Origin of the sequence: Kitasatospora sp. HUAS MG31, assembly GCF_040571325.1 — a bacterium.
Lineage (GTDB): Bacteria > Actinomycetota > Actinomycetes > Streptomycetales > Streptomycetaceae > Kitasatospora > Kitasatospora camelliae.
Genome location: NZ_CP159872.1, coordinates 1,915,969 through 1,939,261 on the forward strand (window position 1 = coordinate 1,915,969; position 23,293 = coordinate 1,939,261).

20 protein-coding genes are annotated in these 23,293 nt (G+C 75.4%); 14 read left to right on the forward strand and 6 right to left on the reverse strand.

Going from position 1 to position 23,293, the window contains the following annotated elements; genetic code table 11:
* The first annotated feature begins 121 nt into the window (after window positions 1–121).
* A complete protein-coding gene (locus ABWK59_RS08955; RefSeq protein ID WP_354639396.1) occupies window positions 122–2,452 on the forward strand; it encodes a glycosyltransferase family 39 protein in 2,331 nt (776 codons plus the stop codon).
* Window positions 2,453–2,551: 99 nt separating this feature from the next.
* On the opposite strand, the gene ABWK59_RS08960 is transcribed toward ABWK59_RS08955, so the two are convergent.
* Both ABWK59_RS08960 and moaA read right to left on the reverse strand, forming a co-directional pair.
* Window positions 2,552–3,307 (reverse strand): HNH endonuclease family protein, encoded by a 756-nt coding sequence (locus ABWK59_RS08960; RefSeq protein ID WP_354639398.1) that lies wholly within the window; start codon window positions 3,305–3,307, stop codon window positions 2,552–2,554.
* A gap of 152 nt (window positions 3,308–3,459) precedes the next feature.
* On the reverse strand, window positions 3,460–4,476 hold the full coding sequence (gene moaA / locus ABWK59_RS08965; protein ID WP_354639399.1) for a GTP 3',8-cyclase MoaA: 1,017 nt from the start codon (window positions 4,474–4,476) through the stop codon (window positions 3,460–3,462).
* A 130-nt stretch (window positions 4,477–4,606) separates the two neighbouring features.
* On the opposite strand from moaA, the gene ABWK59_RS08970 reads away from it, so the two are divergent.
* Window positions 4,607–5,257 carry a nucleotidyltransferase family protein gene (locus ABWK59_RS08970; protein WP_354639401.1) on the forward strand — a complete coding sequence of 217 codons (651 nt, stop codon included), beginning with the start codon at window positions 4,607–4,609 and terminating at the stop codon, window positions 5,255–5,257.
* Window positions 5,258–5,299: 42 nt separating this feature from the next.
* On the opposite strand, the gene ABWK59_RS08975 is transcribed toward ABWK59_RS08970, so the two are convergent.
* Complete coding sequence (locus ABWK59_RS08975; protein WP_354639403.1) at window positions 5,300–7,045, reverse strand: serine/threonine-protein kinase; 1,746 nt, start codon at window positions 7,043–7,045, stop codon at window positions 5,300–5,302.
* A 671-nt stretch (window positions 7,046–7,716) separates the two neighbouring features.
* On the opposite strand from ABWK59_RS08975, the gene ABWK59_RS08980 reads away from it, so the two are divergent.
* The 4 genes from ABWK59_RS08980 (at window position 7,717) to ABWK59_RS08995 (ending at window position 11,289) form a co-directional block, all read left to right on the forward strand.
* A complete protein-coding gene (locus tag ABWK59_RS08980; protein ID WP_354639404.1) occupies window positions 7,717–8,151 on the forward strand; it encodes a hypothetical protein in 435 nt (144 codons plus the stop codon).
* A 161-nt stretch (window positions 8,152–8,312) separates the two neighbouring features.
* A complete protein-coding gene (locus ABWK59_RS08985; protein WP_354644880.1) occupies window positions 8,313–9,092 on the forward strand; it encodes a hypothetical protein in 780 nt (259 codons plus the stop codon).
* Window positions 9,093–9,234: 142 nt separating this feature from the next.
* Complete coding sequence (locus ABWK59_RS08990) at window positions 9,235–10,092, forward strand: (2Fe-2S)-binding protein (protein ID WP_354639406.1); 858 nt, start codon at window positions 9,235–9,237, stop codon at window positions 10,090–10,092.
* A gap of 150 nt (window positions 10,093–10,242) precedes the next feature.
* The gene (locus ABWK59_RS08995; protein ID WP_354639408.1) at window positions 10,243–11,289 is read left to right on the forward strand and encodes a DUF2637 domain-containing protein; all 1,047 of its coding nucleotides are present in this window, start codon (window positions 10,243–10,245) and stop codon (window positions 11,287–11,289) included.
* 115 nt (window positions 11,290–11,404) lie between these two features.
* On the opposite strand, the gene ABWK59_RS09000 is transcribed toward ABWK59_RS08995, so the two are convergent.
* Together ABWK59_RS09000 and ABWK59_RS09005 are read right to left on the reverse strand one after the other, a co-directional pair.
* Window positions 11,405–13,642 (reverse strand): SpoIIE family protein phosphatase, encoded by a 2,238-nt coding sequence (locus ABWK59_RS09000; RefSeq protein ID WP_354639409.1) that lies wholly within the window; start codon window positions 13,640–13,642, stop codon window positions 11,405–11,407.
* Window positions 13,643–13,866: 224 nt separating this feature from the next.
* Complete coding sequence (locus ABWK59_RS09005) at window positions 13,867–14,286, reverse strand: ATP-binding protein (RefSeq protein ID WP_354639411.1); 420 nt, start codon at window positions 14,284–14,286, stop codon at window positions 13,867–13,869.
* Between the two features lie 513 nt (window positions 14,287–14,799).
* Here ABWK59_RS09005 and ABWK59_RS09010 point away from each other — a divergent pair.
* From ABWK59_RS09010 to ABWK59_RS09045, 8 genes are all read left to right on the forward strand, one after another.
* Window positions 14,800–15,510, forward strand: a complete 711-nt coding sequence (locus ABWK59_RS09010; RefSeq protein WP_354639413.1) for an urease subunit gamma — start codon at window positions 14,800–14,802, stop codon at window positions 15,508–15,510.
* Window positions 15,507–17,222, forward strand: coding sequence for an urease subunit alpha (locus tag ABWK59_RS09015; protein WP_420492750.1), 1,716 nt, complete (start codon window positions 15,507–15,509; stop codon window positions 17,220–17,222). The genes ABWK59_RS09010 and ABWK59_RS09015 overlap by 4 nt, the downstream gene beginning before the upstream one ends.
* A gap of 30 nt (window positions 17,223–17,252) precedes the next feature.
* A complete protein-coding gene (locus tag ABWK59_RS09020; RefSeq protein ID WP_354639415.1) occupies window positions 17,253–18,293 on the forward strand; it encodes an agmatine deiminase family protein in 1,041 nt (346 codons plus the stop codon).
* Window positions 18,294–18,439: 146 nt separating this feature from the next.
* Window positions 18,440–18,604: a hypothetical protein gene (locus ABWK59_RS09025; protein ID WP_354639416.1), complete on the forward strand. Its 165-nt coding sequence runs from the start codon at window positions 18,440–18,442 to the stop codon at window positions 18,602–18,604.
* Window positions 18,605–18,634: 30 nt separating this feature from the next.
* Window positions 18,635–19,102 (forward strand): NUDIX domain-containing protein, encoded by a 468-nt coding sequence (locus ABWK59_RS09030; RefSeq protein WP_354639418.1) that lies wholly within the window; start codon window positions 18,635–18,637, stop codon window positions 19,100–19,102.
* 114 nt (window positions 19,103–19,216) lie between these two features.
* Window positions 19,217–20,119 carry a spherulation-specific family 4 protein gene (locus ABWK59_RS09035; protein ID WP_354639419.1) on the forward strand — a complete coding sequence of 301 codons (903 nt, stop codon included), beginning with the start codon at window positions 19,217–19,219 and terminating at the stop codon, window positions 20,117–20,119.
* A gap of 145 nt (window positions 20,120–20,264) precedes the next feature.
* The gene (locus ABWK59_RS09040) at window positions 20,265–20,426 is read left to right on the forward strand and encodes a hypothetical protein (protein WP_354639421.1); all 162 of its coding nucleotides are present in this window, start codon (window positions 20,265–20,267) and stop codon (window positions 20,424–20,426) included.
* 124 nt (window positions 20,427–20,550) lie between these two features.
* Entirely contained in the window at window positions 20,551–21,165 is a 615-nt protein-coding gene (locus tag ABWK59_RS09045) for a TetR/AcrR family transcriptional regulator (protein WP_354639423.1), read from the forward strand.
* Window positions 21,166–21,180: 15 nt separating this feature from the next.
* Here ABWK59_RS09045 and ABWK59_RS09050 read toward each other — a convergent pair whose 3' ends face one another.
* Window positions 21,181–23,211 (reverse strand): protein phosphatase 2C domain-containing protein, encoded by a 2,031-nt coding sequence (locus tag ABWK59_RS09050; RefSeq protein WP_354639424.1) that lies wholly within the window; start codon window positions 23,209–23,211, stop codon window positions 21,181–21,183.
* Window positions 23,212–23,293 lie beyond the last annotated feature (82 nt).

Here is a 23,293-nt window from a genome sequence, read left to right on the forward strand (position 1 = left end):
TGAGGCCCACGGGGCCCGCGGGGCCCGGATCGGGGCTCGGGCCGGACGTCCCGGAGAGATCACACCGCGCTCACAGCCGCGCTTCATGACTCTCTCAGCCGGGCGCCGGAGCGTATCCCCCATGACCACGACCAGTTCCACCCCCGAGACCGGTGAGCCCTGGCCCGAGGCGGCGGACTACCCGCCGCCGACCCCGCCGGCCGCCCCGGCCGCGCAGGCCGCGGTCGACCCGCTGTTCCCGCCCGCACCGCTCCCGGAACCCGGCCCCAAGGGCCCCGGCTCCTGGACCGGCCGGCTGCGCACCCTCCCGGCCCGCGCCTGGCGCGGCCGTCCGGACGACCCGCGCTGGGCCAGACCCGCCCTGCTGGGCCTGCTGGCCGCGACCGCCCTCCTCTACTTCTGGAACGTGACCGCCTCGGGCTGGGCCAACTCCTTCTACTCGGCCGCCGTCCAGGCGGGCAGCCAGAGCTGGAAGGCGTTCTTCTACGGCTCCTCGGACGCCGCGAACTTCATCACCGTCGACAAGCCGCCGCTGTCGCTGTGGCCGATGGCCCTGTTCGCGCGGGTCTTCGGCATGAACTCCTTCAGCGTGCTCGCCCCGCAGGTGCTGATGGGCGTGGCGACCGTCGGCACGGTGTACGCCGCCGTCCGCCGCCGCTTCTCGCCGCTCGGCGGCCTGGTGGCCGGCGCGGCACTGGCGCTGACCCCGGTGGCGGCGCTGATGTTCCGCTTCAACAACCCGGACGCACTGCTGGTGCTGCTGCTCACCCTGGCCGCGTACGGGCTGGTGCGGGCGACCGAGACGGCGAGCACCCGGTGGCTGCTGTTCACCGGGGTGATGTTCGGCCTCGGGTTCCTCACCAAGACCCTGCAGGCGTTCCTGGTGCTGCCCGGGTTCGCCCTGGTGTACCTGGTGGTGGCGCCCACCGGCCTGGGCCGCCGGATCCGCCAGCTGCTGCTGGCCGGGCTGGCCCTGGTCGTCTCGGCCGGCTGGTGGGTGACGGTCGTCGAGCTGGTGCCGGCCTCGGCCCGGCCGTACATCGGCGGCTCGCAGGACGACTCCTTCCTCTCGGTGACCTTCGGCTACAACGGCTTCGGCCGGCTGACCGGCGACGAGACCGGCAGCGTCGGCGGGGGCGGCCGCGGCGGCCCGGGCGGCGCCGGGGGCGGCCGCTGGGGCAGCACCGGCCTCACCCGGCTGTTCGACGGCGACATCGGCGGGCAGATCGCCTGGCTGCTGCCGGCCGCGCTGATCCTGCTGGTGTTCGGTCTGTGGGCCACCCGCCGCTACGCCTGGACCGACAGTGCCCGCACCGGCTTCCTGGTCTGGGGCAGCTGGCTGCTGGCCACCGCGCTGACCTTCAGCTTCATGTCCGGGATCTTCCACCAGTACTACACGGTGGCCCTCGCCCCGGCCCTGGCCGCGCTGGTCGGCATGGGCGTGGACGGCCTGTGGCGGGCCCGGAAGCGGCTCCCGTACGCGGTGCTGCTCGGCGCGGTGACCGCGCTGACCGCGGTGTGGGGGTTCGTCCTGCTCGGGCGCAGCGCCGAGTTCCTGCCGTGGCTGCGGTGGGCGGTGCTGCTGGGCGGACTGGCCGCGGGGGTGGCCCTGCCGCTGGCGGGCCGGCTCGCCGGCCGGGCGGCCGGACGGCTGGCGGTGGTGGCCGGACTGGCCGGGATCGCGGCCGGACTGGGCGGGCCGGCCGCGTACGCGGTGCAGACCGTGTCCGAGGCGCACACCGGGTCCATCGTGACGGCCGGTCCGCGGGTCGCGGGCGCCATGGGCGGCCCCGGCGGCATGGGCGGCGGCCCGGGCGGTGCGGCCGGACGCTTCCCCGGGGGCTTCCGCGACGGCGGCCAGGCGGGCGGCTTCCCCGGCGGCACGCAGGGCGGCGGGTTCCCGGGCGGTACGCAGGGCGGCCGGGGCGGCTTCCCGGGCGGCGCCCAGGACGGTATGCAGAACGGGACCGCCAACGGGATGCCGGGCTTCGGCCAGGGCGGCTCCGGCGAGCGCTCCGCCCGGGGCGGCGCGGGCGGAGCGGGCGGTGGCGGTGCGATGGGCGGCCTGCTGAACGGCGCCCGGGTCAGCACCGAGCTGGCCGACCTCCTCAAGCAGGACGCCGACTCCTACACCTGGGTCGCGGCGGCGGTCGGCTCGCAGAACCAGGCCAGCTACCAACTCGCCACCGGCAAGCCGGTGATGGCACTCGGCGGCTTCAACGGCACCGACCCCTCGCTGACCGTCGAGGGCTTCCAGCAGTACGTCTCCGAGGGCCGGATCCACTACTTCATCGCCGGCGGCGGCATGGGCGCCGGCGGCGGCATGGGCGGCGGCATGGGCGGTTCCACCCTCTCCTCCCAGATCGCCACCTGGGTCGAGGCCAACTTCACCGCCAGGACCGTGGGCAACGCCACCGTCTACGACCTGACCTCCCCGAAGGCCTCGTCGTAGTCGGCCGACCCATCAGGGGCGCGTGGAACTGCACGAAGGCGGAAGACAGCTCACCTGGAGCCCTTCCCCTCGCGCAGCTCCCCGCGCCCCGGTGCTGCGCTACTTCCCCCCGCACTGCGCCAGCATCGCCTGCTTGTCCGCCGGCCGCACCGGCAGCTCGTACTTCAACGAGACCTGCGCGAACCGCACCGCGTACGAGCACCGGACGGCCGGGTTCGCCGGCAGCCAGTCCGCCGGACCGGAGTCGCCCTTGGAGGCGTTCTGCGACCCGTCGGCCGGGATCAGGTTGAGCGGGTCGTTGGCTATCCGGGTCCGCTTGGCCTTGTCCCACTGGGCGGCGCCCTGCTGCCAGTCGTAGGAGAGCGGCATCACGTGGTCGATCTGGATCTTCGACGCCTGCTGCTTGCTCCACCCGACGGTCTTTCCGGTGTAGGGGTCGTAGATGGTCATCCCGGTGACCACGCAGGCGGAGCCGTCCTTGTGCTCCACCCTGGTACCGTCCCGGGCGAGCAGGTCGTCGCGGGTGCCGCAGTCGTTGTGGCCGAGCGGGACGCCGTCCACGTTGTCCGTCCAGGCCGGGCCGAACTGGTCGCGGTCGTACCCGGTCTTGGGGCCGGGCTCGGCGGTGCGGACCCGGCCGATCAGCTCCCGGGCGCCGCGCAGGTCGGCGTCGGCGGTGATCGGGGCGAGTCCGGGCCTGGTGCCGTCGGGGTTCTGCAGCGGGTTGGTGCCGCGGGCGGTCGGCGGGACGGCGTCGCCGGAGTCCGACCGGCCGCCGCCCCCGGTACAGGCGGTGAGGGCGAGCACGGGCAGCAGCAGGGCGGACAGGACGGCGGCGGTACGGCTGGCGCGCACGGATTCCCCCGGGGTGTGAGGCTGACGGCGCACCAGCAGAGCAGCCGTGCCGTCCGGGGGTCAAGCCGCGCGGCCCGCGCGACCGGTGGGCATGTCGAAGCTCACACCGGCGCACCGGCCGGGGAGTTCGAAGGGCCGGGTCCGGCCGCCGCTCAGCCGCCGATGGCGGACATCGGGCGGTCGGGCCGGACGAACTCCGCCGAGCCGATGTCGTGGCCGGGGCCCTTGCGGGCGATGGTGTCCCGCCAGGCCCGCTCGATCCGGTCGTCGTCGGCGCCGCCGCGCAGCAGTGCCCGCAGGTCGGACTCCCGGGTGGCGAACAGGCAGTTGCGCAGCTGGCCGTCGGCGGTGAGGCGGACCCGGTCGCAGCCGCCGCAGAACGGGCGGGTGACCGAGGCGATCACGCCGATCACGGTGGGGGTGCCGGCGATCCGCCACTCCTCGGCGGGGGCGTTGCCGTGCCGGCCGACCGGGACGAGCTGCCAGCGGCCGCCGAGGATCTCCAGGATCTCGTCCGCGGTGATCATCTTGTCGCGGTCCCAGGCCCCTTGGGCGTCCAGCGGCATGGACTCGATGAACCGCATCCGGTAGCCGTGCTCCGCGGCGAAGGCGACCAGGTCGAGGATCTCGTCCTCGTTGACCCCACGGACCGGGACGGCGTTGACCTTGACCGGGTCGAGGCCGGCGTCCCGGGCGGCGGCGAGACCGGCCAGCACGTCGGCGATCCGGTCCCGGCGGGTGATCTCGGCGTAGCGGTCGGGCCGCAGGGTGTCGAGGCTGACGTTGACCCGGTGCAGTCCGGCGGCCTTGAGGTCGCCCGCCGTCCGGGCCAGGCCGATGCCGTTGGTGGTCAGCGAGAGTTCGGGGCCGAGGCCGGTGAGCCGGGCGATCAGGCCGGGCAGGCCGCGGCGGAGCAGCGGTTCGCCGCCGGTGAGGCGGACCGAGCGGATGCCGAGTCGGTCGACGGCGATGCCGACCAGCCGGACGATCTCGTCGTCGGTGAGCACCTCGGCCTTGGGCAGCCAGTTCAGGCCCTCGGCGGGCATGCAGTAGGTGCAGCGCAGGTTGCACCGGTCGGTGAGGGAGACCCGGAGGTCGGTGTGGACCCGGCCGAAGCGGTCCACCAGGGGGTTCGGTGCGCCGTGCGCGTGCTCTGTCCTACGTGCCATGGGCCCAGTACAGGGGCCGCGGGGCGGAATCTCCAGGGGTGGAAGAGCCGGTCCGGGCCGCTGACCTGCGAGGCTGTCTTGTGTGATCGTCCAACTGCCCGCTCTTGGAACGGGGCGTCAGACTGGGCCCATGGAAGATCGGCAGCGGGACCGGCAGCTCGACCGGCAGCTCGACCGACGGCGGGTTCCGGTTCCGGCCCTCGTCCTGGCCGCCGGCGGTGGCCGGCGGCTGGGCGGACGGCCCAAGGCGCTGCTGCCCTACCGGGGACGCCCGCTGATCGAGCACGCGCTCGGGGTGGTCCGGGCGGGCGGCTGCGGTCCGGTGGTCGCGGTGCTCGGCGCGGGGGCGCCCGAGGTGCGGGAGCGGGCCGAGACCGGCGACTGCCGGCTGGTGGACAACCCCGACTGGGCCACCGGGATGGGGTCCTCGCTGCGGACCGGGCTGGCGGCCCTGCCACCCGGCTCCCCCGCGGTGCTGGTGATGCTGGTCGACACCCCCGGGGTCTCGGCGGCGGCGGTCGCCCGGCTGCTGGCCGCCTACCGGGCCGGGGCCGAGCTGGCGGCGGCCGCGTACGGCGGGCGGCGCGGCCACCCGGTACTGATCGGCGCCCGGTACTTCGCCGCGGCGGCCGCCGGAGCCGAGGGCGACGCCGGGGCCCGGGCCCTGCTCGCGGCCCACGCGGACGCCCTCACCCTGGTCGAGTGCGCGGACGTGGCCAGCCCGGACGACCTGGACACCCCCGAGGACCTGGCCCGCTGGACCCGCGCCACCACCTCGTGAGGCCCGCCTGCCGGACGACGGGCGCGAGCGGGCCGCGCGGGGTCAGGGCATGGACCAGAGCGTCAGCTCACCGGTGATGTCGTACGCCTCGGCCCGCGGGGTGAGGCCGGAGACGGTGAACATCGCCAGGTTCTTCTCGCTGGTCACCGTGCACAGCCGGGTGCCGGCGGTGAAGGTCGCGGCCAGCTCCTTCATCTTGAGCTGCCGGGCGAGCGGGTTGGCCTCCGCCGCCTCCCGGCACGCCGCCTCGGAGTCGCCCTGGCTCACCCCGGTGCCCTTGAGGAACTCCAGGTAGCCGGCGTCGCCGCTGCCCTCCAGGTACTGCATCTCGGACTTGCCGCCGTAGTTCTGGGCGGCCGGGTCCACCTTGGGGATGTCCAGGTCGACCTGGGTGTAGTTGGTCAGGCCGGCGGGGCGGATGGTCAGCGGCCTCTTCTCGAAGACCAGCTTGTAGCCCGGGGAGGGCGCCGCGCTGCGGGTGCTCTTCGCCGAGGCCGAGGCCGAACCGGAGGCACCGGGCTGCGCAGCCCCGGACTGCGCGGCCCCGGCCGAGCTCTGGGCGGCCGCGGGGGCGCTGCCCTCCGGGGGCGCGGCCGCGGCCGGCCCGCCGGTCCGCCCGCCGGTGGCGTCCCCCTTGTCCCGGGTGAGCTTCCAGGTGGCCCCGGCGATCACCACCGCGGCCGCCACCACCGTGACCAGCACCAGTCGACCCTTGCTCCGCTTCGCCCTCCCGTCCCCGTCCCCGTTCCCGAGCGCGGGCGCCGCCTGGGCGGGCCCACCGGTCGGCTGCGGAGCCCCGGTCACCTGCGGTGGTTGCGCGGGCTGCGGCGGCCGGGTCGGCCCCGGCAGGTGCGTGGTGCCGAACGCGCCGCCCACGGCGACCGGCTCGTCCACCTCGCGGACGGCCAGCTCGCGCCGGGCGATCTCGGCCGCGACCGCCTCCGGCAGCCGGCCCGCGAACTCCCGCGGCGGACGGCCGGCCGCCTTCTCACAGATCACCGCCAGCTCGGCCGCGCCCGGCCGCGCCTCGGGATCGGCGGCCAGGCAGCGCTCCAGCACCCCGCGCAGCGGCTCCGGGTACCCGCCGAGGTCCGGCGGGCGGACCGCGGTGTTGGCGATCTTGGTGGCCAGGGTGATCGCGCCGCCGTCCCCGTACGGGTGCCGGCCGGTGGCGGCCACGGCCAGCACCAGCCCGAGCGAGAACACGTCGGTGGCCGGGGTGAGCGACAGCCCCTCGGCGTGCTCGGGCGACATGTACTGCGGGGTGCCGACCAGGCCGCCGCTGCGGGTCAGCTGGGTGGCGTCCGCGGCCCGGGCGATACCGAAGTCGATCACGAACGGGCCGTCGCCGCCGAGCAGGACGTTGCTCGGCTTGAGGTCGCGGTGGATCACCCCGGCCGCGTGGATCGACCGCAGCGCCTCGGCCACGCAGCCCGCCAGCTGCAGCGCCGAGTCCACCGCCAGCGGGCCGCCCACCGCCAGCGCGGCGTCCAGCGACAGGCCGGGCACGTACGCGGTGGCCAGCCAGGGCTGGTCGCCGCCGGTGTCGTGGTCCAGGACGGGGACGATGTGGTAGCCCTGCACCTGGCGGGCCGAGCGCACCTCGTGCTCGAACCGGCGGCGGAACTCCTCGTCCTCCGCGTACTCGCGGCGGATCACCTTGAGCGCCACCGGCTGGTGGCCGCGCGTCCGGGAGAGGAAGACCGCGCCCATGCCGCCCTCGCCGATCCTGGCGAGCAGCCGGTAGCCCGCGACCTCGCGCGGGTCCTCCGGCCGCAGGGGCTTCAAGTGGTCCCTGCCGCCTGTGGTGTTGACGATGACGCCCTCCCCGGTAGCGCTGCTGGCGCGATGCTAGCGGCCGCCCGCTGCACGGCGCCGGGATTCCGCGCACCCGGTCCGTCCGGCAGCGCACCCGGTCCGTCCGTGCCCTCCCTGAAGTGCCCCTTAGCCGTCCCTGAGGATTGCCGCATTCCGCGACGGGGTCCGGTCCGATCGGCGAGGATGGAGGCGGACCTGTCCAGCCGACCCTGAACGGACGGTGCGAGTCATGCCCGCAGTGCCGCTGCCCGACGACTTCAGCGAGCCGGCACGGTTCGGCCTCGACGCTCCCGGCGCGAGCGCGATCCGCTGCCCGGCCTGCCGCCGCGAGCACCTGTACGAGCCGCCGAACCTGCCCTGCCCCTGCGGGGCCCAGCTGCGGGTGCCGCTGCTGCGCGGCGGCGTCCCGGTGCAGGTGCGGTTCCGCTCCTGGGAGGACTCCTGGCTGAGCATGCGCTGCCCGCACTGCGGCCGCAACGACCAGTGGCCGCAGCCCGAGTTCACCTGCAACTGCGGTGCCACCGTCCGGCTGCCGGTCGACCGGGCGCCGCGGCTGCAGTCCACCGGCCTGCCCGGCGGGGGGGCCGCAGCACGGCGGCCCGCACGGCCGCCCGGGTTCCGCCCGGCCGTACACCGCGGCGGTGCCGCCCACCCCGCACCCGCCCGCCCCGGAGCACCGGCTGCTGCGCCCGCCGTTCCTGCCGCAGCCGGTGCGCACCTCCGAGGACGCGGCGCTCACCGCCGCCCGCTACCTCCAGTGGCTGGGCTTCGAGGACCTGGAGCTGACGGAGGGTCAGGAGCGCGAGGCGGTGACCCTGTTGGGCTCCCGGATGGTCGCCCGGGTGGACACCTGGGCCGAGCCCGCGGACGTGAAGGCGGTCGAGTGCCTCTGGCTGGAGACCCTCCACAGCGAGGAGGTCGCCGCCGCGATGTTCACTACTTCGGGTTACTCCCGGCAGGCCCTGGTCCGGGGCGAGCAACTGCTGGTGGCGCTGTTCACGCTGGACGCCGCGGGCCTGCCGCAGCCCGCCAACGGCGCGGCGGAGGCCCTGATGGAGACCGGCTGGACGTCCTGAGCCGAGCCCTCGACGGAGGGTCGGATTCCGCAATTCAGTGCCGCTCGTGATCTGGTGCACAAGCTCGCCCCCGTGTTGAATTGCCGCCACAGCACTCCCGTTTGCTGGATGGCGCACACAAGGAGGTGGCGTTGTCGGAGCACGGAACGGCCCCGGGGGGCATGGCGGACGCCCTGTGGCGGCTGCGGTCGCGCGGGTGTTGGCAGGAGGCCGCGGACCTGCTCCGGCCACAGGCCGGACGCGACCCCTCGGCAGCCCTGACCCGGGCCGAACTCCTCATCGAACAGTGCCTGTTCACCGCCGACCACTGGGAACGGGCGGAGGACGCGCTGCGCCAGGCCGAGGCCGGCGTGGCCGGGGTGGAGCACCGCGCGGCGGCCGCCTGCGCCCGCGGGTTCCTCGCCTACGTGGCCAGCGTGCTGGGCCGGCGCGACCGGCTGGACGAGGCCCAGGCCGCCCTCGGCCGGACCTCGGCCCTGCTCCCGCCGGGCGCGCCGGGCCGCCCGCTGCTGGACTTCCGCCGCGGCCTGGTCGCCGAGAACCTGCTGCACGACCCGGGCGCCGCCTGGATCGCCTACCGCCGGGCCCACGACGCCGCCCAGCGCCGCGGGGACGGGCTGCTCTGCTCGTACACCGCGCGGCACCTGGCCGGGCTCGCCCTGGAGGACGGCGACCGGGAGCGGGCGCGGGAGGGCTTCCGGACCTCGCTGCGGCTGCGCGAGGAACTCGGCTTCACGGTCGGGGTGGCGCCGGCGCTGGCCTCGCTGGCGGAGGTGTCCGAGCCGGGGGAGGCGGCCCGGCTGCGGGCCGAGGCCTCCCGGCTGGTGCACGCGCTCGGCGGGGTGCCGGTGTGGCTGGCGCGCCGCCTGCACACCGGGCCGGCGGCGGACGCTCCCCCGGACGGGCTCGGGGTGGAGGACGCGCGGGGCGCGATCAGCTAAGGTGAGCCTAACCTGTCCGGGGGGAGCAGCGCCTCGGACAGGTCCACCTTCTCCCCGTCCCCGGGCTCGGCGCCCCGGCCCCGGCGCGCCCGAACCCCGGTCCGACCCTCCCCCGGCGCCGTCCGGGGGCGCAGGGGGCCTCATGACCGCCATCCGTGCCCGGCGCCACGGGACGGCGCCGGACCGCCGGCCGCCCCTGGCCGACAGCTTCGGGCGGCTCCACGCCGTCCTCCCCGACCTGCGGATCCGGATCGGCCCGCCGCGTTCCGGCCGGGGCTGGACCGCCCTGGCCGGGGTGCTGGCCGATCCGGTCGCGCTGGGCGACCTGATCGCCTTCGACACCCGGGCGACCCTCCGCGACCACGGCACCGAGCCCCGGCCCGACGTGGCGGCCGGGTTCTGTCTGCACCGCTACCTCTGGCCGGCCGCGCTGGCGTTCACCGCGCCCTGGTTTCTGGAGCGCCGGGTGCCGCGGATCCGCGCCGAGCGGGTCTCGGTCAACCGGTCCACCGGCGGCCTCACCGTCGAGGTGGACGGCTTCGCCTGCCTGCCCGGCGACCCGGAGGCCCACCGGCCCGACGCCCGCCCGGTGGCGGACCGCGCCGCCCTGCGGGCCGAGCTGCGCTCCGCGCTCGCCGAACACCTCACGCCGGTGATCGCCGCCTTCCGCCCGGCCACCCGGCGCGGCTCCCGCACCCTGTGGGGCATGGCCACGGACGACGTGGTCGGCGGGCTCTGGCAGCTCGGCGGCCTGCTCGGCGAGGAGGACCGGGCGGCGGCGGAGCTGGCCGAGCTGTTCCCGGAACCCGCCGCCACCGGACCCGGACGGGCCGGGCCGGGATCGGCGGGAACCGACCGGACGGCCGCGCGGTCGCCGTTCGTCGGCGGCGCGGGCTTCCTGACCGAGCAGGGCCGCCGGACCCGGAACCGGACCAGCTGCTGCCTCTTCTACACCGTGCGACCGGAGGAACTCTGCGCCGGGTGTCCGCGCGCACAATGAAATCCCCCACTCATTCGACAATCATTCGATATATCGTTCGGAATTCCCTCTCCCCGGTGTATTGCCGACGAAACCGGCCGCCCTTTCCGGAATTCTCCGCCATGATGGTCCCCGCCATCAGGATGCGGAAAGCGAGGCTGGTTCAGGATCATGAGAATGTCGGACATACCACTGGGCTGGGCCGTCACCGCGGTGGCCGCCCTGGTGGTCGCCGCCGCGCTGGTGGCCTTCGCCCGGAGCCGGGCGAGCGCGGCCGCGGCGGGATCCTCCGATTCCTGGGAACGCTCCGAGGAACGCCGTCGACGCAAGGAATCCCTGTACGGGGGCGCCTCGTACGTCCTGCTGTTCTGCTGCGCCGCCGTCGCCGCCGCCCTCTCGTTCCACGGGCTGGTCGGTTTCGGGGTCCAGAATCTCAATCTCTCCGGCGGCTGGGAGTACCTGGTGCCGTTCGGTCTGGACGGCGCCGCGATGTTCTGCTCGGTGCTCGCCGTCCGGGAGGCCAGCCACGGCGACGCGGCCCTCGGGTCCCGGCTGCTGGTCTGGCTGTTCGCCGGCGCCTCCGCCTGGTTCAACTGGGTGCACGCCCCGCGCGGCTTCGGCCACGCCGGCGCGCCGCAGTTCTTCGCCGGGATGTCGCTCTCCGCGGCCATCCTCTTCGACCGGGCGCTCAAGCAGACCCGGCGGGCCGCCCTGCGGGAGCAGGGGCTGGTGCCCCGGCCGCTGCCGCAGATCCGGATCGTCCGCTGGCTGCGGGCACCGCTGGAGACGTACGCCGCCTGGTCGCTGATGCTGCTGGAGGGCGTCCGGACGCTGGACGAGGCGGTGGAGGAGGTCCGCGACGACAAGCGGCAGGCCGCCGCGAACCGCGAGCGGCGGCGGATGGCCAGCCGGCGCGAGCGGGCCGAGATCCGGGCCATCGGGAGGCAGCCCGGCGGGGTCTGGCGGCACCGCGGTGCGGCCCGGCAGCTCGACGCCGCCCGGCAGTTGGAGGCCTCGGCGGCGGGGTCCGGCTCGGAGCCCGCGATAGCCGGCACGGCCGGGGACACCCCGGTCGAGGGCCGGCTCACCCAGCCCGGTCTCCCCGCCCGGGCCCCCCACCGCAGCGTGGACCTCACCCCGGACGAGGACACCATGACCCTGCCGCGGCTCGACTCCCTGGAGCAGAAGCTCAAGGACCTGGAGCAGCAGTTCGGGTAGAGGATCCTCTCCGCGACCGGTCACCCCATGGGGCGCGTGGAGCTGCGCGCGACGGACGGCCACGACGCCGTCCGCCTCGCACGGTTCCCGCGCCCCATCGGTCCGCCCCGGCCCGTCAGCCCTCGTCCTCCGCCGATTCCGCCGATTCCGCCGAGAGCTCGAACCACATCCGCTTGCCGGACCCCCGCGGCTCGACCCCCCACCCGTCCGCGAGTGCCTCGACCAGCATCAGCCCCCGCCCGGACGAGGCCTGTTCCCCCGGCGTCCGCCGGGTCGGCCACAGGTCCGACTCGTCCTCGACCTCGACCCGCAGCCGGGCCCTGGCCCCGCCCCCGTCCGCCTCGTGGTACAGCCGCGCCGTGAACATCGCGTCGCGGTCGGTGTGCCGGATGGCGTTGGTGACCAGCTCGGAGGAGAGCAGCTCGGCGGTGTCGATCAGCTGCGGGACGCCCCAGCGGCGCAGCGCGTCCCGCAGTTCGCCGCGGAGTTCGGCGATCCGGGCCAGGTCGGCCTGGCCGATGCGGCGCCGGAGCTGCTGGGCGGCCCGGCCGCCCGCCGGGCCGTCCCAGCGGAGCAGCAGCAGCGCTATGTCGTCCTCGCGCTCGCTGGAGTCGGCGGCCTGGGAGGCGATCCGGTCGGCGAGTTCGTCCAGCGGGTCCTGGGCGGACTCGCCGAGGGCCGGGAGGTAGCCGGAGACCACGTCGCAGAGGCGGGCGAAGCCGGTGTCGAGGTCCATGCCGCGGGCCTCGACCAGGCCGTCGGTGCAGAGCACCACGGTCTCGCCGGGGTCGAGGCTGAACCGGGTGACCCGGTACTCCTCGTCGGGGGCGATGCCGAGCGGCAGGCCGCCGGCGACCGGGACGACGTGGCTGGAGCCGTCGCCGCGGCGGACCACCGGGTCGAGGTGGCCGGCCCGGACCGCGTACACCACGCCGTAGTCGACGTTGACCTCGGCGTAGGTGCAGGTGGCGAAGTGGTCGGTGTCCAGGTCGGCGAGGAAGCGGGAGGCGCGGGCCATCACGGCGGCCGGCGGGTGGCCCTCGGCGGCGTAGGCGCGCAGCGCGATCCGCAGCTGGCCCATGATGCCGGCGGCGTGCACGTCGTGGCCCTGGACGTCGCCGATGACCAGGCCGACGTGCCCGCCGGGGAGCGGGACGACGTCGTACCAGTCGCCGCCGATCTGCAGGCCGGAGCCGGCGGCGAGGTAGCGGACGGCGGTGGTGACGCCGGGGACGGCGGGGACGGTGCGCGGGAGCATGACCCGCTGGAGGCCGGCGGCCAGCTCGTGCTCGGCGTCGTGCAGCCGGGCGCGGGCGAGGGACTGGGCGACCAGGCCGCCGAGGGTGGAGAGGAGGGTGCGCTCGTCGGTGTCCAGCTCGCGGTCCTCGTCGAAGCTGACCACACAGACGCCGATCGGGCGGCCGCTGGCGATCAGCGGCAGGAAGGCCCAGGCGGACCGGCCGCTCTCGTCGGCCCAGGCCCAGGCCTCGGGGTAGCGGGCGCGGTAGTCCTCGCGGCTGGAGATGAAGACCGGGGCGCGGCCCCGGATCGCCTCGGCGGCGGGGTGGCCGGGCGGCAGCGGGGCGCGGTCGAACCGGTCCATCAGGCCGTGGGTGTACCCGCTGGCGCCGAGGACGGAGGTCCGGCCGGCCTCCAGGGAGGCGAGGGCGAGCCCGTCCGGCGGCAGGCCGGGCAGCGGCAGCTCGGTGAAGACCCGGGCGACGTCGCGGACGGTGACCGCCTCGGAGAGGGCCCGGGCGGCCTCCTTGATGAACCGGGAGCGGTCCTCGCGCAGCGCGGCCAGTTCGTCGGCGCGCTCGCGCTTGTGCAGCTCGACGGTGGCGTCCCAGACGAAGCCGACCATCCGGGAGGGGCGGCCGAAGGCGTCGGCGAGGACCCGGCCGCGGAAGCGGACGGCGTGCAGCTCGCCGTCGGGGAAGACGGTGCGGTAGTAGGCGCCGCACTGGCCGAGCTCGGCGACGGCCCGCTCCACCCGGCGGCGCACCACGGGGGCGTCGTCGGGGTGCAGCATGGCCAGGAAGCTGGCGGAGCTGCGGTCGAAGGTCTCGCTGTCCAGGCCGAGGATGGCGCAGGCGCGCTGGTCGCCCTCCAGGACGTCGCGGCGGATGTCCCAGTCGAACGAGCCGATGCCGTTGGCGGCCATCGCCGGTTCGAGCCAGTCGGGCGTGGAGTCACCGGTGCGGGTGGGCAGCCCCCGGCCGACCGGCGGCACGATCCTCCCGGCCGTGAGGCCGGGAGTGGTGCGCAGCGGGTTGGCCGCGGCGATGCTCCTGGTGGCCTGGGCCGGGGGAGTCCGGCGGACGGGCCCCGGCGGCTCGGGCTCTGTCGCCATGCTTCTCCTGCCGCTGCCGTGCCAGGCGGGCCCGTCGGACCGCGCCGGCCGTGTCTTGATCGGGTGGGATGTCCGGGCGGTGCTGGTCGGTCGAGGACCCTTTCTCCCCGCCGCCTACCCGGACACACATTCTCACTAGCCTCTCGTATGTTCGGCAAGGCGGCAATGCCGACGAACCATCGGGGTGAAGATCGCACACGATCATGATCTTGTCGGGCCGGCGGTCAGGCCGGTCCGAGCTCGAACCAGGTGACCTTGCCGTCCCCCCGCAGCTGGACGCCCCAGTCGTCGGCCAGCGCCTCGACCAGCAGCAGACCGCGGCCGCCGGTGGCGTACTCGACCGGGGTGCGCCGGCCGGGCAGCCGGGTGGTGGCGTCGTGGACCTCGATCCGCAGCCGCTGCTCGGCGGTGAGCACCGCGTCGAACACGGCCCCCTTGCCGGTGTGCACCAGCGCATTGGTGACCAGCTCGGAGGCGAGCAGCTCGGCGGTGTCGGCGAGCTCCGGGACGCCCCAGCGGCTGAGTGCGGCCCGCAGCCGGCGCCGGATCGCGCCGACCGCGACCAGGTCGGCCGGGTCGAGGGCGGCGTGCAGCCGGTGGTGCAGCGCACAGGCGGGCTCGCGCACCGCCGGTGGCGCCTCCACGGGCCCCTGATGGCCGACCGCCCCGTCCTCCGTGGCGGATCGTTGCCGCGGAAACCTCGCCTGACCGTCCATCACCGTACGCCCCCGCCCTTTCTCGGACGGCCGCCCCTGTTGCTCCCCCATCGGCGACGGCCGCTTGCTGACCATCCTCATGCCCACTTCGAGCCGTGTGCAACAGTGCGTCAACAACCACCTGGGGTGAACCGGGGCTCGAAGGAGCGGCAGTGATGCGCTCCGGCCGGACGGGGAGGTTTGAAGCGGCCGGCGGACACCTCGACGGGCCCGGAGGGCTCGGCCCGCCCCGGAGGTGATCTCCGTCCGGCGGCCCGCGCGTCCTGCCGCGCGGTGCGCCACTCGGCGAGCAACGCTGGACACGACGGCCGGGCCCGGGTTCAATGGGCTCCAGCTGTTTGAACGCCGTTCTAACCGGGCCCGTCCCGACCGGCCGGTGCTGACCGGCCCCGTCCATCCCGTCCATCCCCGGCACCCCCGGCACCCCGCGAGCGAGGAACCGTGCGACTGACCCCCACCGAACGGGACCGGCTGCTGATCTTCACAGCGGCCGAACTGGCCCGCGCCCGCCGCGCCCGCGGCGTGAAGCTCAACGTCCCCGAGGCCACCGCCCTGATCGCCGACACCGTCTGCGAGGCCGCCCGGGACGGCCGCCGGCTCGCCGAGGCCATCGAGGCCGGCCGCTCGGTGCTGAGCGCCGACGACGTGCTGCCCGGCGTACCGGACGTGGTCACCGTGGTCCAGGTCGAGGCGGTGTTCGACGACGGCACCCGGCTCGCGGTGGTCAACGACCCGTTCCGCGGCGCCGGCTCGCTGGGCGAGGACGCCCCCGGCGCCGCCCTGCCCGGTACCGGCGCCGGCTACGACCCGGTCGAGGAGACCGTGGTCCTGCCCGTGCACAACACCGCGAGCGTCCCGATCTCGGTCACCTCGCACTTCCACTTCTTCGAGGCCAACCCGCGGCTCGCCTTCGACCGGGCCGCCGCCTACGGCACCCACCTGGCGGTGCCGGCCGGCTCCTCGGTCCGCTTCGACCCCGGTCTCACGGTCGAGGTCGGCCTGGTCCCGATCGGCGGCGAGCGGGTCGCGATCGGCTTCGCCGGCCTGGTCGACGGCCCGCTGGACGCGCCCGGCGCCCGGGAGGCCGCCCTGGAGAAGGCCCGCGCCACCGGCTACCTGACCAACTTCGACGACGCGGAGGTCGAGTCGTGACCAGCATCTCCCCTCATGACTACATCTCCGTGCACGGCCCCCGCACCGGGGACCGCGTCCGGCTCGGCGACAGCGGCCTGATCATCCGGGTCGAGTCCGACTCCCAGGAGCCCGGCAACGAGTTCCTGGCCGGCTTCGGCAAGACCGCCCGGGACGGCCTGCACCTCAAGGCCACCGCGATCCGCGAGACCTGCGACGTGGTGATCAGCAACGTCGTGGTGATCGACGCCGTCCAGGGCATCCGCAAGACCTCGATCGGCATCCGCGACGGCCGGATCGTCTCCATCGGCCGGGCCGGCAACCCCGACACCATGGACGGCGTCGACGTGGTCGTCTCCACCGGCACCACGATCGTCTCCGGCGAGGGCATGATCGCCACCGCCGGCGCCATCGACACCCACGTCCACCTGCTCTCGCCGCGGATCATGGAGGCCTCGCTGGCCTCCGGTGTCACCACCATCATCGGCCAGGAGTTCGGCCCGGTCTGGGGCGTCGGCGTCAACTCCCCCTGGGCGCTGCGCCACGCCTTCAACGCCTTCGACGCCTGGCCGGTCAACATCGGCTTCCTCGGCCGCGGTTCCTCCTCGGACGAGGCCCCGCTGATCGAGGCGCTGGCCGAGGGCGGCGCCTCCGGCTTCAAGGTCCACGAGGACATGGGCGCCCACACCCGCGCCCTGGACACCGCGCTGCGGGTCGCCGAGGAGTACGACGTCCAGGTCGCGTTGCACACCGACGGCCTCAACGAGTGCCTGTCCGTGGAGGACACCATCAAGGTGCTGGAGGGACGGACCATCCACGCCTTCCACATCGAGGGCTGCGGCGGCGGGCACGTGCCCAACGTGCTGAAGATGGCCGGCGTCCCGAACGTCATCGGCTCCTCCACCAACCCCACCCTGCCCTTCGGCCGGGACGCGCTGGGCGAGCACTTCGGCATGATCGTCTCCGCCCACGACCTCAAGGTCGACCTCCCCGGCGACGCCGCGATGGCCCGCGACCGGATCCGGGCCGGCACCATGGGCGCCGAGGACGTGCTGCACGACCTCGGGGTCATCGGCATCACCTCCTCCGACGCCCAGGGCATGGGCCGCGCCGGCGAGACCGTCCGCCGCACCTTCGCCATGGCCGGCAAGATGAAGGCCGAACTCGGCCCGCTGGACGGCGGCTTCGGCACCGCGGAGAGCGGCGACGACAACCAGCGCGTGCTGCGCTACATCGCCAAGCTCACCATCAACCCGGCCATCGCCCACGGCCTCGCCCACGAGGTCGGCTCGCTGGAGGTCGGCAAGCTCGCCGACATCGTGCTGTGGCGCGCCGACCACTTCGGCGCCAAGCCGCAACTGGTGCTCAAGGCCGGCTTCCCCGCGTACGGCGTGGTCGGCGACCCGAACGCCTCCACCGACCGCTGCGAACCGCTGGTCCTCGGGCCGCAGTTCGGCGCGCACGGCGCCACCGCCGCGGACATCTCGGTGGCCTTCGTCTCCCAGGCCGCCGCCGCGGCCTCCTACCTGGACGTGGCCGGCGACCAACTCCCCACCCGCCGGCGGCGCGTGGGCGTCCGCGGCACCCGCGGCATCGGGCCGAAGGACATGGTGCGCAACGCCCGGATCGGCCACGTCGACGTCACCCAGACCGGCCTGGTCTCGCTCGACGGCGAGCCGCTGCGCTCCGACCCGGCCGACAGCGTCTCGCTCAGCCGCCTCTACTTCCTCTGACGCCTCCCCCACCACCACACAGGATCTGAGATGACTGCCACCCCCGCCTCGCTCGGCTACTCGATGCCCGCCGAATGGCACCCGCACGACCGCACCTGGATGGCCTTCCCGACCGCCAACCCGACCTTCGACACCCCCGAGGGCCTGCACGCCGGCCGCGAGGCCTGGGCCCGGGTCGCCAACACCATCGTGCGGTACGAGCCGGTCACCCTGGTGGTCAACACCGGCGAGACCGAGGAGGCCCGGAAGTACGTCACGGCCGAGGTCGAGATCGTCGAACGGCCGCTGGACGACGCCTGGATGCGCGACATCGGCCCGTCCTTCCTGATCGACGGCAACGGCGGTCTGGCCGCCGCGGACTGGATCTTCAACGGCTGGGGCGCCCAGTCCTGGGCCCGCTGGGACCAGGACCAGCACATCGCCGAGCACATCAGCGAGCTGACCGGCGTCCGCCGGTTCGCCTCCCGGCTGATCAACGAGGGCGGCGGCATCCACGTCGACGGCGAGGGCACCGTGCTGGTCACCGACACCGTCCAGCTCGGCGAGGGCCGCAACGCCGACTGGACCCGCGAGGAGGTGGAGGCCGAGCTGCACGCCTTCCTCGGCACCACCAAGGCCGTCTGGCTGCCGCGCGGACTCACCCGCGACTACGACGAGTTCGGCACCCGCGGCCACATCGACATCGTCGCCTCCTTCGTCCGCCCCGGCGTCGTGGTCGCCCACGTCCAGCCCGACCCCGCGCACCCGGACCACGAGGTCTGCCGCGAGCTGGTCGAGATCCTCCGCTCCTCCACCGACGCCCGCGGCCGGCAGCTGGAGGTCATCGAACTCCCCGCCCCCACCGTCCTCCTGGACGAGGAGGGCGAGCCGGTCGACTACTCCTACATCAACCACTACGTCGCCAACGGCGCGGTCATCCTCTGCGCCTTCGACGACCCCCGCGACGAGGAGGCCGCCGCCGTCCTCGCCAAGGCCTACCCCGGCCGCACCGTCGAACTCGTCGACGCCACCGAGATCTTCGCCAACGGCGGCGGCATCCACTGCATCACCCAGCAGCAGCCCCAGCCCTGACCCCACCACCCCGGCCGGAGCCGGACGGTCCACGCCCCGCGCGTCCGACCGCCCGGCTCCGGCCGTCGCCGGTGTGGGGGGAGGCCGGGGTGAAGCGCTGACGGGCGGGGGGCGGGAGCGCTAGCGTCGGGGGGCGGAGGTGGTGAGTGGTCGAGCAGCAGCCGCGGCCGTGTCCGGCCTGCGGAGGGCAGCAGGGGACGGAGAAGACCCGGCACTCCGTGGACCTGGACGCCGACGGACGGCAGGTGCACCGGCAGCACACCTACTGGTCCCCGTGCACCACCTGCGGCGGGACCGGCCTCAGCCTGTGACGACCACCCGGGGAACGGCTCAGGAGCGACATGGCACGGCGTGACTACGAGAACGACCCGGCGGCCCCCGCGCCCAACTCGCTGGTATCGGCCGCGAGCGTGGTGGTGGTCGGCGCGGACGGCCGGGTGCTGCTGCAGCGCCGTACCGACAACGGGATGTGGGCGCTGCCCGGCGGGGTGATGGAGCTGGGCGAGTCCATCGCCGCCTGCGGGATCCGGGAGACCCTGGAGGAGACCGGCATCCGCATCGAGATCACCGGGATCGTGGGCACGTACACCGACCCCGGTCACGTCATGGCGTACGACGACGGCGAGGTGCGGCAGGAGTTCTCGGTCTGCCTGCTGGGGCGGCCGGTCGGCGGCGCGCTGCGGGTCTCGGACGAGTCCTTCGAGGTGGCGTGGTTCGCCCCGGCCGAGGTGGGCGCCCTGCCGATGGTGCCGAGCATCCGGAAGCGGATCGAGGACTGGCACGCGGGCCACGCCCCCGTGGTCCGCTGACCGGCGCGCGCCGCGGCAGATCCGGAGCGGCCGGGCCGCGCGGCCGGGCTGACGGTGCGTCGGGTTAGCATGCGCACGGGCGGCGGCAGACCGCCCGTCACAAGGGGGAACGTGATGCGCAAGGGAATGAAGGCACTGCTGGCCGTCACGGCGAGCGCGGTGCTGCTGGCCGGAGCGGGGGTCGGTGCGGTCGGCACCGCGAGCGCGGCCGAGAGCACCCGGGGCCTGGAGATCGGCGTGCCGGCGTACGTGTGGCCGGGCGAGCCGATGGTCGCCGAGCTGGAGACGGCCCAGCCGGCCGCCTCGATCGTGATCCTCAACCCGGGCAACGGGGACACGCCGTTCGACGCACCGTGGCAGGCCCAGGCCGACCGCCTGCGCGCCCGCACCACCGCGGCCGGCTCGCACACCAAGGTCCTGGGCTACGTCCACACCGAGCGCGCCACCCGCTCGATGGACGCCGTGAAGGCCTCCGTGGACAACTACCTGAAGACCGCCGACGGCAGGCTGCACGTCGACGGCATCTTCTTCGACACGGTCAGCCGCGACTGCGGCACGAACAACGCGGACCGCGACTACTACGCGGCGCTGCGGCAGTACGTGCAGCAGCGCGTGGCCGCGCTCGACCCGTCGGCGGAGGAGCTGGTGGTCGACAACCCCGGCACCGCCATCGCCGACTGCTTCCTGGAGCCGGGCCACCGGACGGCCGACACCTTCGTCACCTTCGAGGGCACCTACGCCCAGTACACCGGCGGCGGCTGGCTGGGCGGCAACGTGTTCAACTACACGGCCGGCTACTACTCGGGCGCCTCCTTCGACCCGAGCGGCACCGCCTTCTGGCACCTGGTGCACGGCGTCCCGGGGGCGGCGGAGATGCGGACCTCGCTGGACACCGCGTTCACCCGCGGCGCCGGCTACGCGTACGCCACCGACGACCTGCTGGAGCCCAACCCCTGGAACGCGGCGCCGACCTGGGGCTACTCGGCGGAGACCTCGCACGCCGCGTCGATCGGCTGACCCACCCCATCGCCCCGGCCGCGCGCCGGTCACCGGACGGTCCCGCCGGGCAGCCTGCTGCCGGGCGGGACCGTCCGGCGTGCATCGGCATGCGGGCGTAGGTCTCCGGCGGGCGGCGGGCGGGAACGCGGGGTGTGATGGGGGCATGACGACACACTGGCTGATCGAGTTCACCGACGAGCTGATGCGGATCACCGACGACCTCGACCAGGAGCACGCCGCCGCGTTCGTGCGGAAGGTCTACGAGGCGGGACGGGAGACCGGCCGCCAGGAGGCCGAGCAGGGCCGGGAGCACGGCGGCTGGTAGCGCGGGGCACCCCGGGGCGGCCCCGCCCCTCGCGCCGGCCCGGCCCGGCGGCCACGCTGCGGGTCCGGCACCGGCGGGCCGTATCGTGAGGGGGTTCGTGCCGATCAGCCGGGAGGAAGAGCAGATGGCGGAGCCACGGGCGCGCCGCCCGGCGAGGCCGCGCGAGGAGGTGTTCGCGGTCGCCCGCGCCGCGATCGCCGAGCACGGGCTGGCCAAGCTGACCATGGCCGGGCTGGGCAAGCAGCTCCAGATGAGCGCCGGCCACCTCCTCTACTACTTCGGCAGCAAGGACCAGCTGCTGCTGGAGACCCTGCGCTGGAGCGAGGAGCAGCTCGGCGGGCGCCGCCGCGAGGCCCTGGCCCGGACGGACCTCGGCGTCCGCGAACGGCTCGCCGAGTACGTCGGCCTCTACCTGCCGGAGGGCCCGGGCGACCCGCGCTGGATCCTCTGGGTCGAGGTGTGGGGCCGCTCCCCCGCCAGCGCCGAGATCCGGCAGGGCCAGCTGGAGATCGAGGCACCCTGGCAGGCCGACCTGGTGGCGCTGATCGAGGAGGGCGCGGCCGCCGGGGTGTTCGCGGCCGGCGCCGACCCCGGCCGCGGCGCCCAGGACCGGGCCGTACAGCTGCGGGCCGTCCTGGACGGCTTCGCCGTCCCGATCGCCATCGGCCTGCCGGGCGCGAGCCGCGACCAGGCCGCCGCCCAGGTCGCCGCCGTCACCACGGCGCTGCTCGGCGGCTGACCCGGCCGGGCCGCCTCACTCCGTCCAGATCGCGGCGGCGGTGCGGTCGTCGGCGTACCCCTTGGCGCGGACCTGGACCTGGCGGAGGAAGTCCACCGTGCCCGGCGGGTGGGGGTGCGCCCAGTGGTTGGACAGGAAGTGGGCGACGGCGGGCTCCTCGGCGACCGGTTCGGCCAGGCCCGGGGTGCACAGCAGCAGGATGTCGCCGGGTGTCGCGGGCACCATCCGGAATCGGAACGGCCGCGGCGCGTGAGCGGACGGCCCCGGGGGCAGCGGCGGCTGCCCGTCCGGGTGGTGCAGCAGGCGGGCCGCGTACGCGTCGATCCAGTGCCCCGAGCGCAGCAGGTACAGCCCGCCCGGGCCGGTGCCGAACGCCGCCCGGTGGGTGGCCTCCGGGTCCAGCGAGACCAGCAGGCAGTGCAGCGAGCCGGCGTCCTCCTCCGGCGTGTTCGGGGCGGCGGGCGTCTGGCGCCGGCGGGCGGCCTCGGACCTGAGCGGGGCCGCCGCCCGGGCGGTGAGCCGCTGCAGCCCGTACCGGAGCCGGTCGCGGGCGCCGGACCGCAGGTCGGTGGAGAGCTCGGCCCGGCTGCGGCCGATCGCCGCGGCGAGCTGCCGGGCGGCCTCGGAGGCGGCGAGCGAACCGGTGACCGCCTCCTCGCGGTACCCCGGCCCGGCCAGCACCGCCAGCAGCAGACCGTCCTCACCCTCGCCGAACCGCGTCACCAGCAGCGCGTCGGACCGCGGCTCGCCGCGGAACCGGGCCGAGTCCCCGCGGACCGAGACCGCGCGCAGGGTCGCCGACCCGTACTGGGCGCCCTCGACCACGATGTCGGCCACCACGGTGCCGAGCAGGTCGGGATCCCCGGCGGGGACGGCGGTCGGCTCGGGGCCGTACGTCGGCGGACGCTCCCCGACGTGCGGGACCGGCGGCTCGACCCGCGGCCTGCGCAACGGCGGCAGGCCGGCCTCCGCGGCCGGCGGCTCGGGGGCGGGAGCGGGAGCGGGGACGGCAGCGGGGACGGCAGCGGGGTGGGGCTCGGCGGTCGGTACGGCTTCGGCGGCCTCGACGGGCACGGCGGGCTCGTGGGCGGAGGGCTCGCCGGGCGCGGGCACGGGAGGCTTCTCCAGCGACATCCGGGGCGGCCGGGCCCGGTCGGGCGCCGGTCCGGTCTCCTCGGGGGAACCGCCTCCGGTGGCCGGCAGCCTGCGGGGATCGGTCCGCGCGGGGACGGGAGCGTCGGGCCGGGCCGTGTCGGCGGCGGGGCTCTCGGCGGGCCGGGGCTTGCGCGGGCCGGGGGTCACCGGGGCGCCGCCGCGGGCGGGCGAGGTGTCCGTCCACCAGGGTGACCGGGTGCCCTGCGGCGCCCCGGAGGCACCGCCCGCCCCGCTCGGCGCCTCCCCGGACACGGGCTCGGGCTCGCGCTCGGGCTGCGACGCCGCTGACGGCGGGGTCGCGGGGGTCCGGTCCTCCGCCTCCGCCGCGGGGGCGGACACCGGGGCAGCCTCGGGGGCGGGATCGGGCAGACCGGCGCGCCAGCTCGGACCGGCGCGTTCCGGTGCCCGGACGGGCTCCGCGGCCGGGGCGGACGCGGGTGCGGGGGCCTCCACGGCGGCGGGGTCGCCCGTCCGCTGCGGGCCGATCATGCCGAGGGCGGAGTCGAACCAGTCGTTCACGCTGACCTCCTCGGGCTGGACCGCGAGGACGGGCGCCTCCGGCTCCGGCCACTCCGGCGCACGGGAGCCGGCGGCGGTCGCGTGCTCCCCGACCAGGACCGCGGGCTCCCCGGCAGCGGTCGCGGGCTCCCCGGCGCTCACGGGAACGGCCGTGGGCTCCTCGGCAGCGGTCGCCCGAACGCCCGCGGGGCTGTGGCGGGGTGCGACGACCCCGGCGGCGGCGGCGAACCAGTCGTCGACGGTGCCCGTGTCCGGCCGGGCGTCCGGAGTGTCGGGCAGGGTGCCCGCCGGACCTGCGTAGACCGCGTGCCACCAGCCGTCGGCGGGCCGGTGCGGCTGCGGGGGCGTGCCGTGGTCGCTCAGGTCGCTCAACGGGCGGCTCCTCGTCCTCGTGTGCGTCTGCCATCGCCATCTGCCGAACGGCCCGGGAGCCGGACTCGGGTCATTCTTCCCG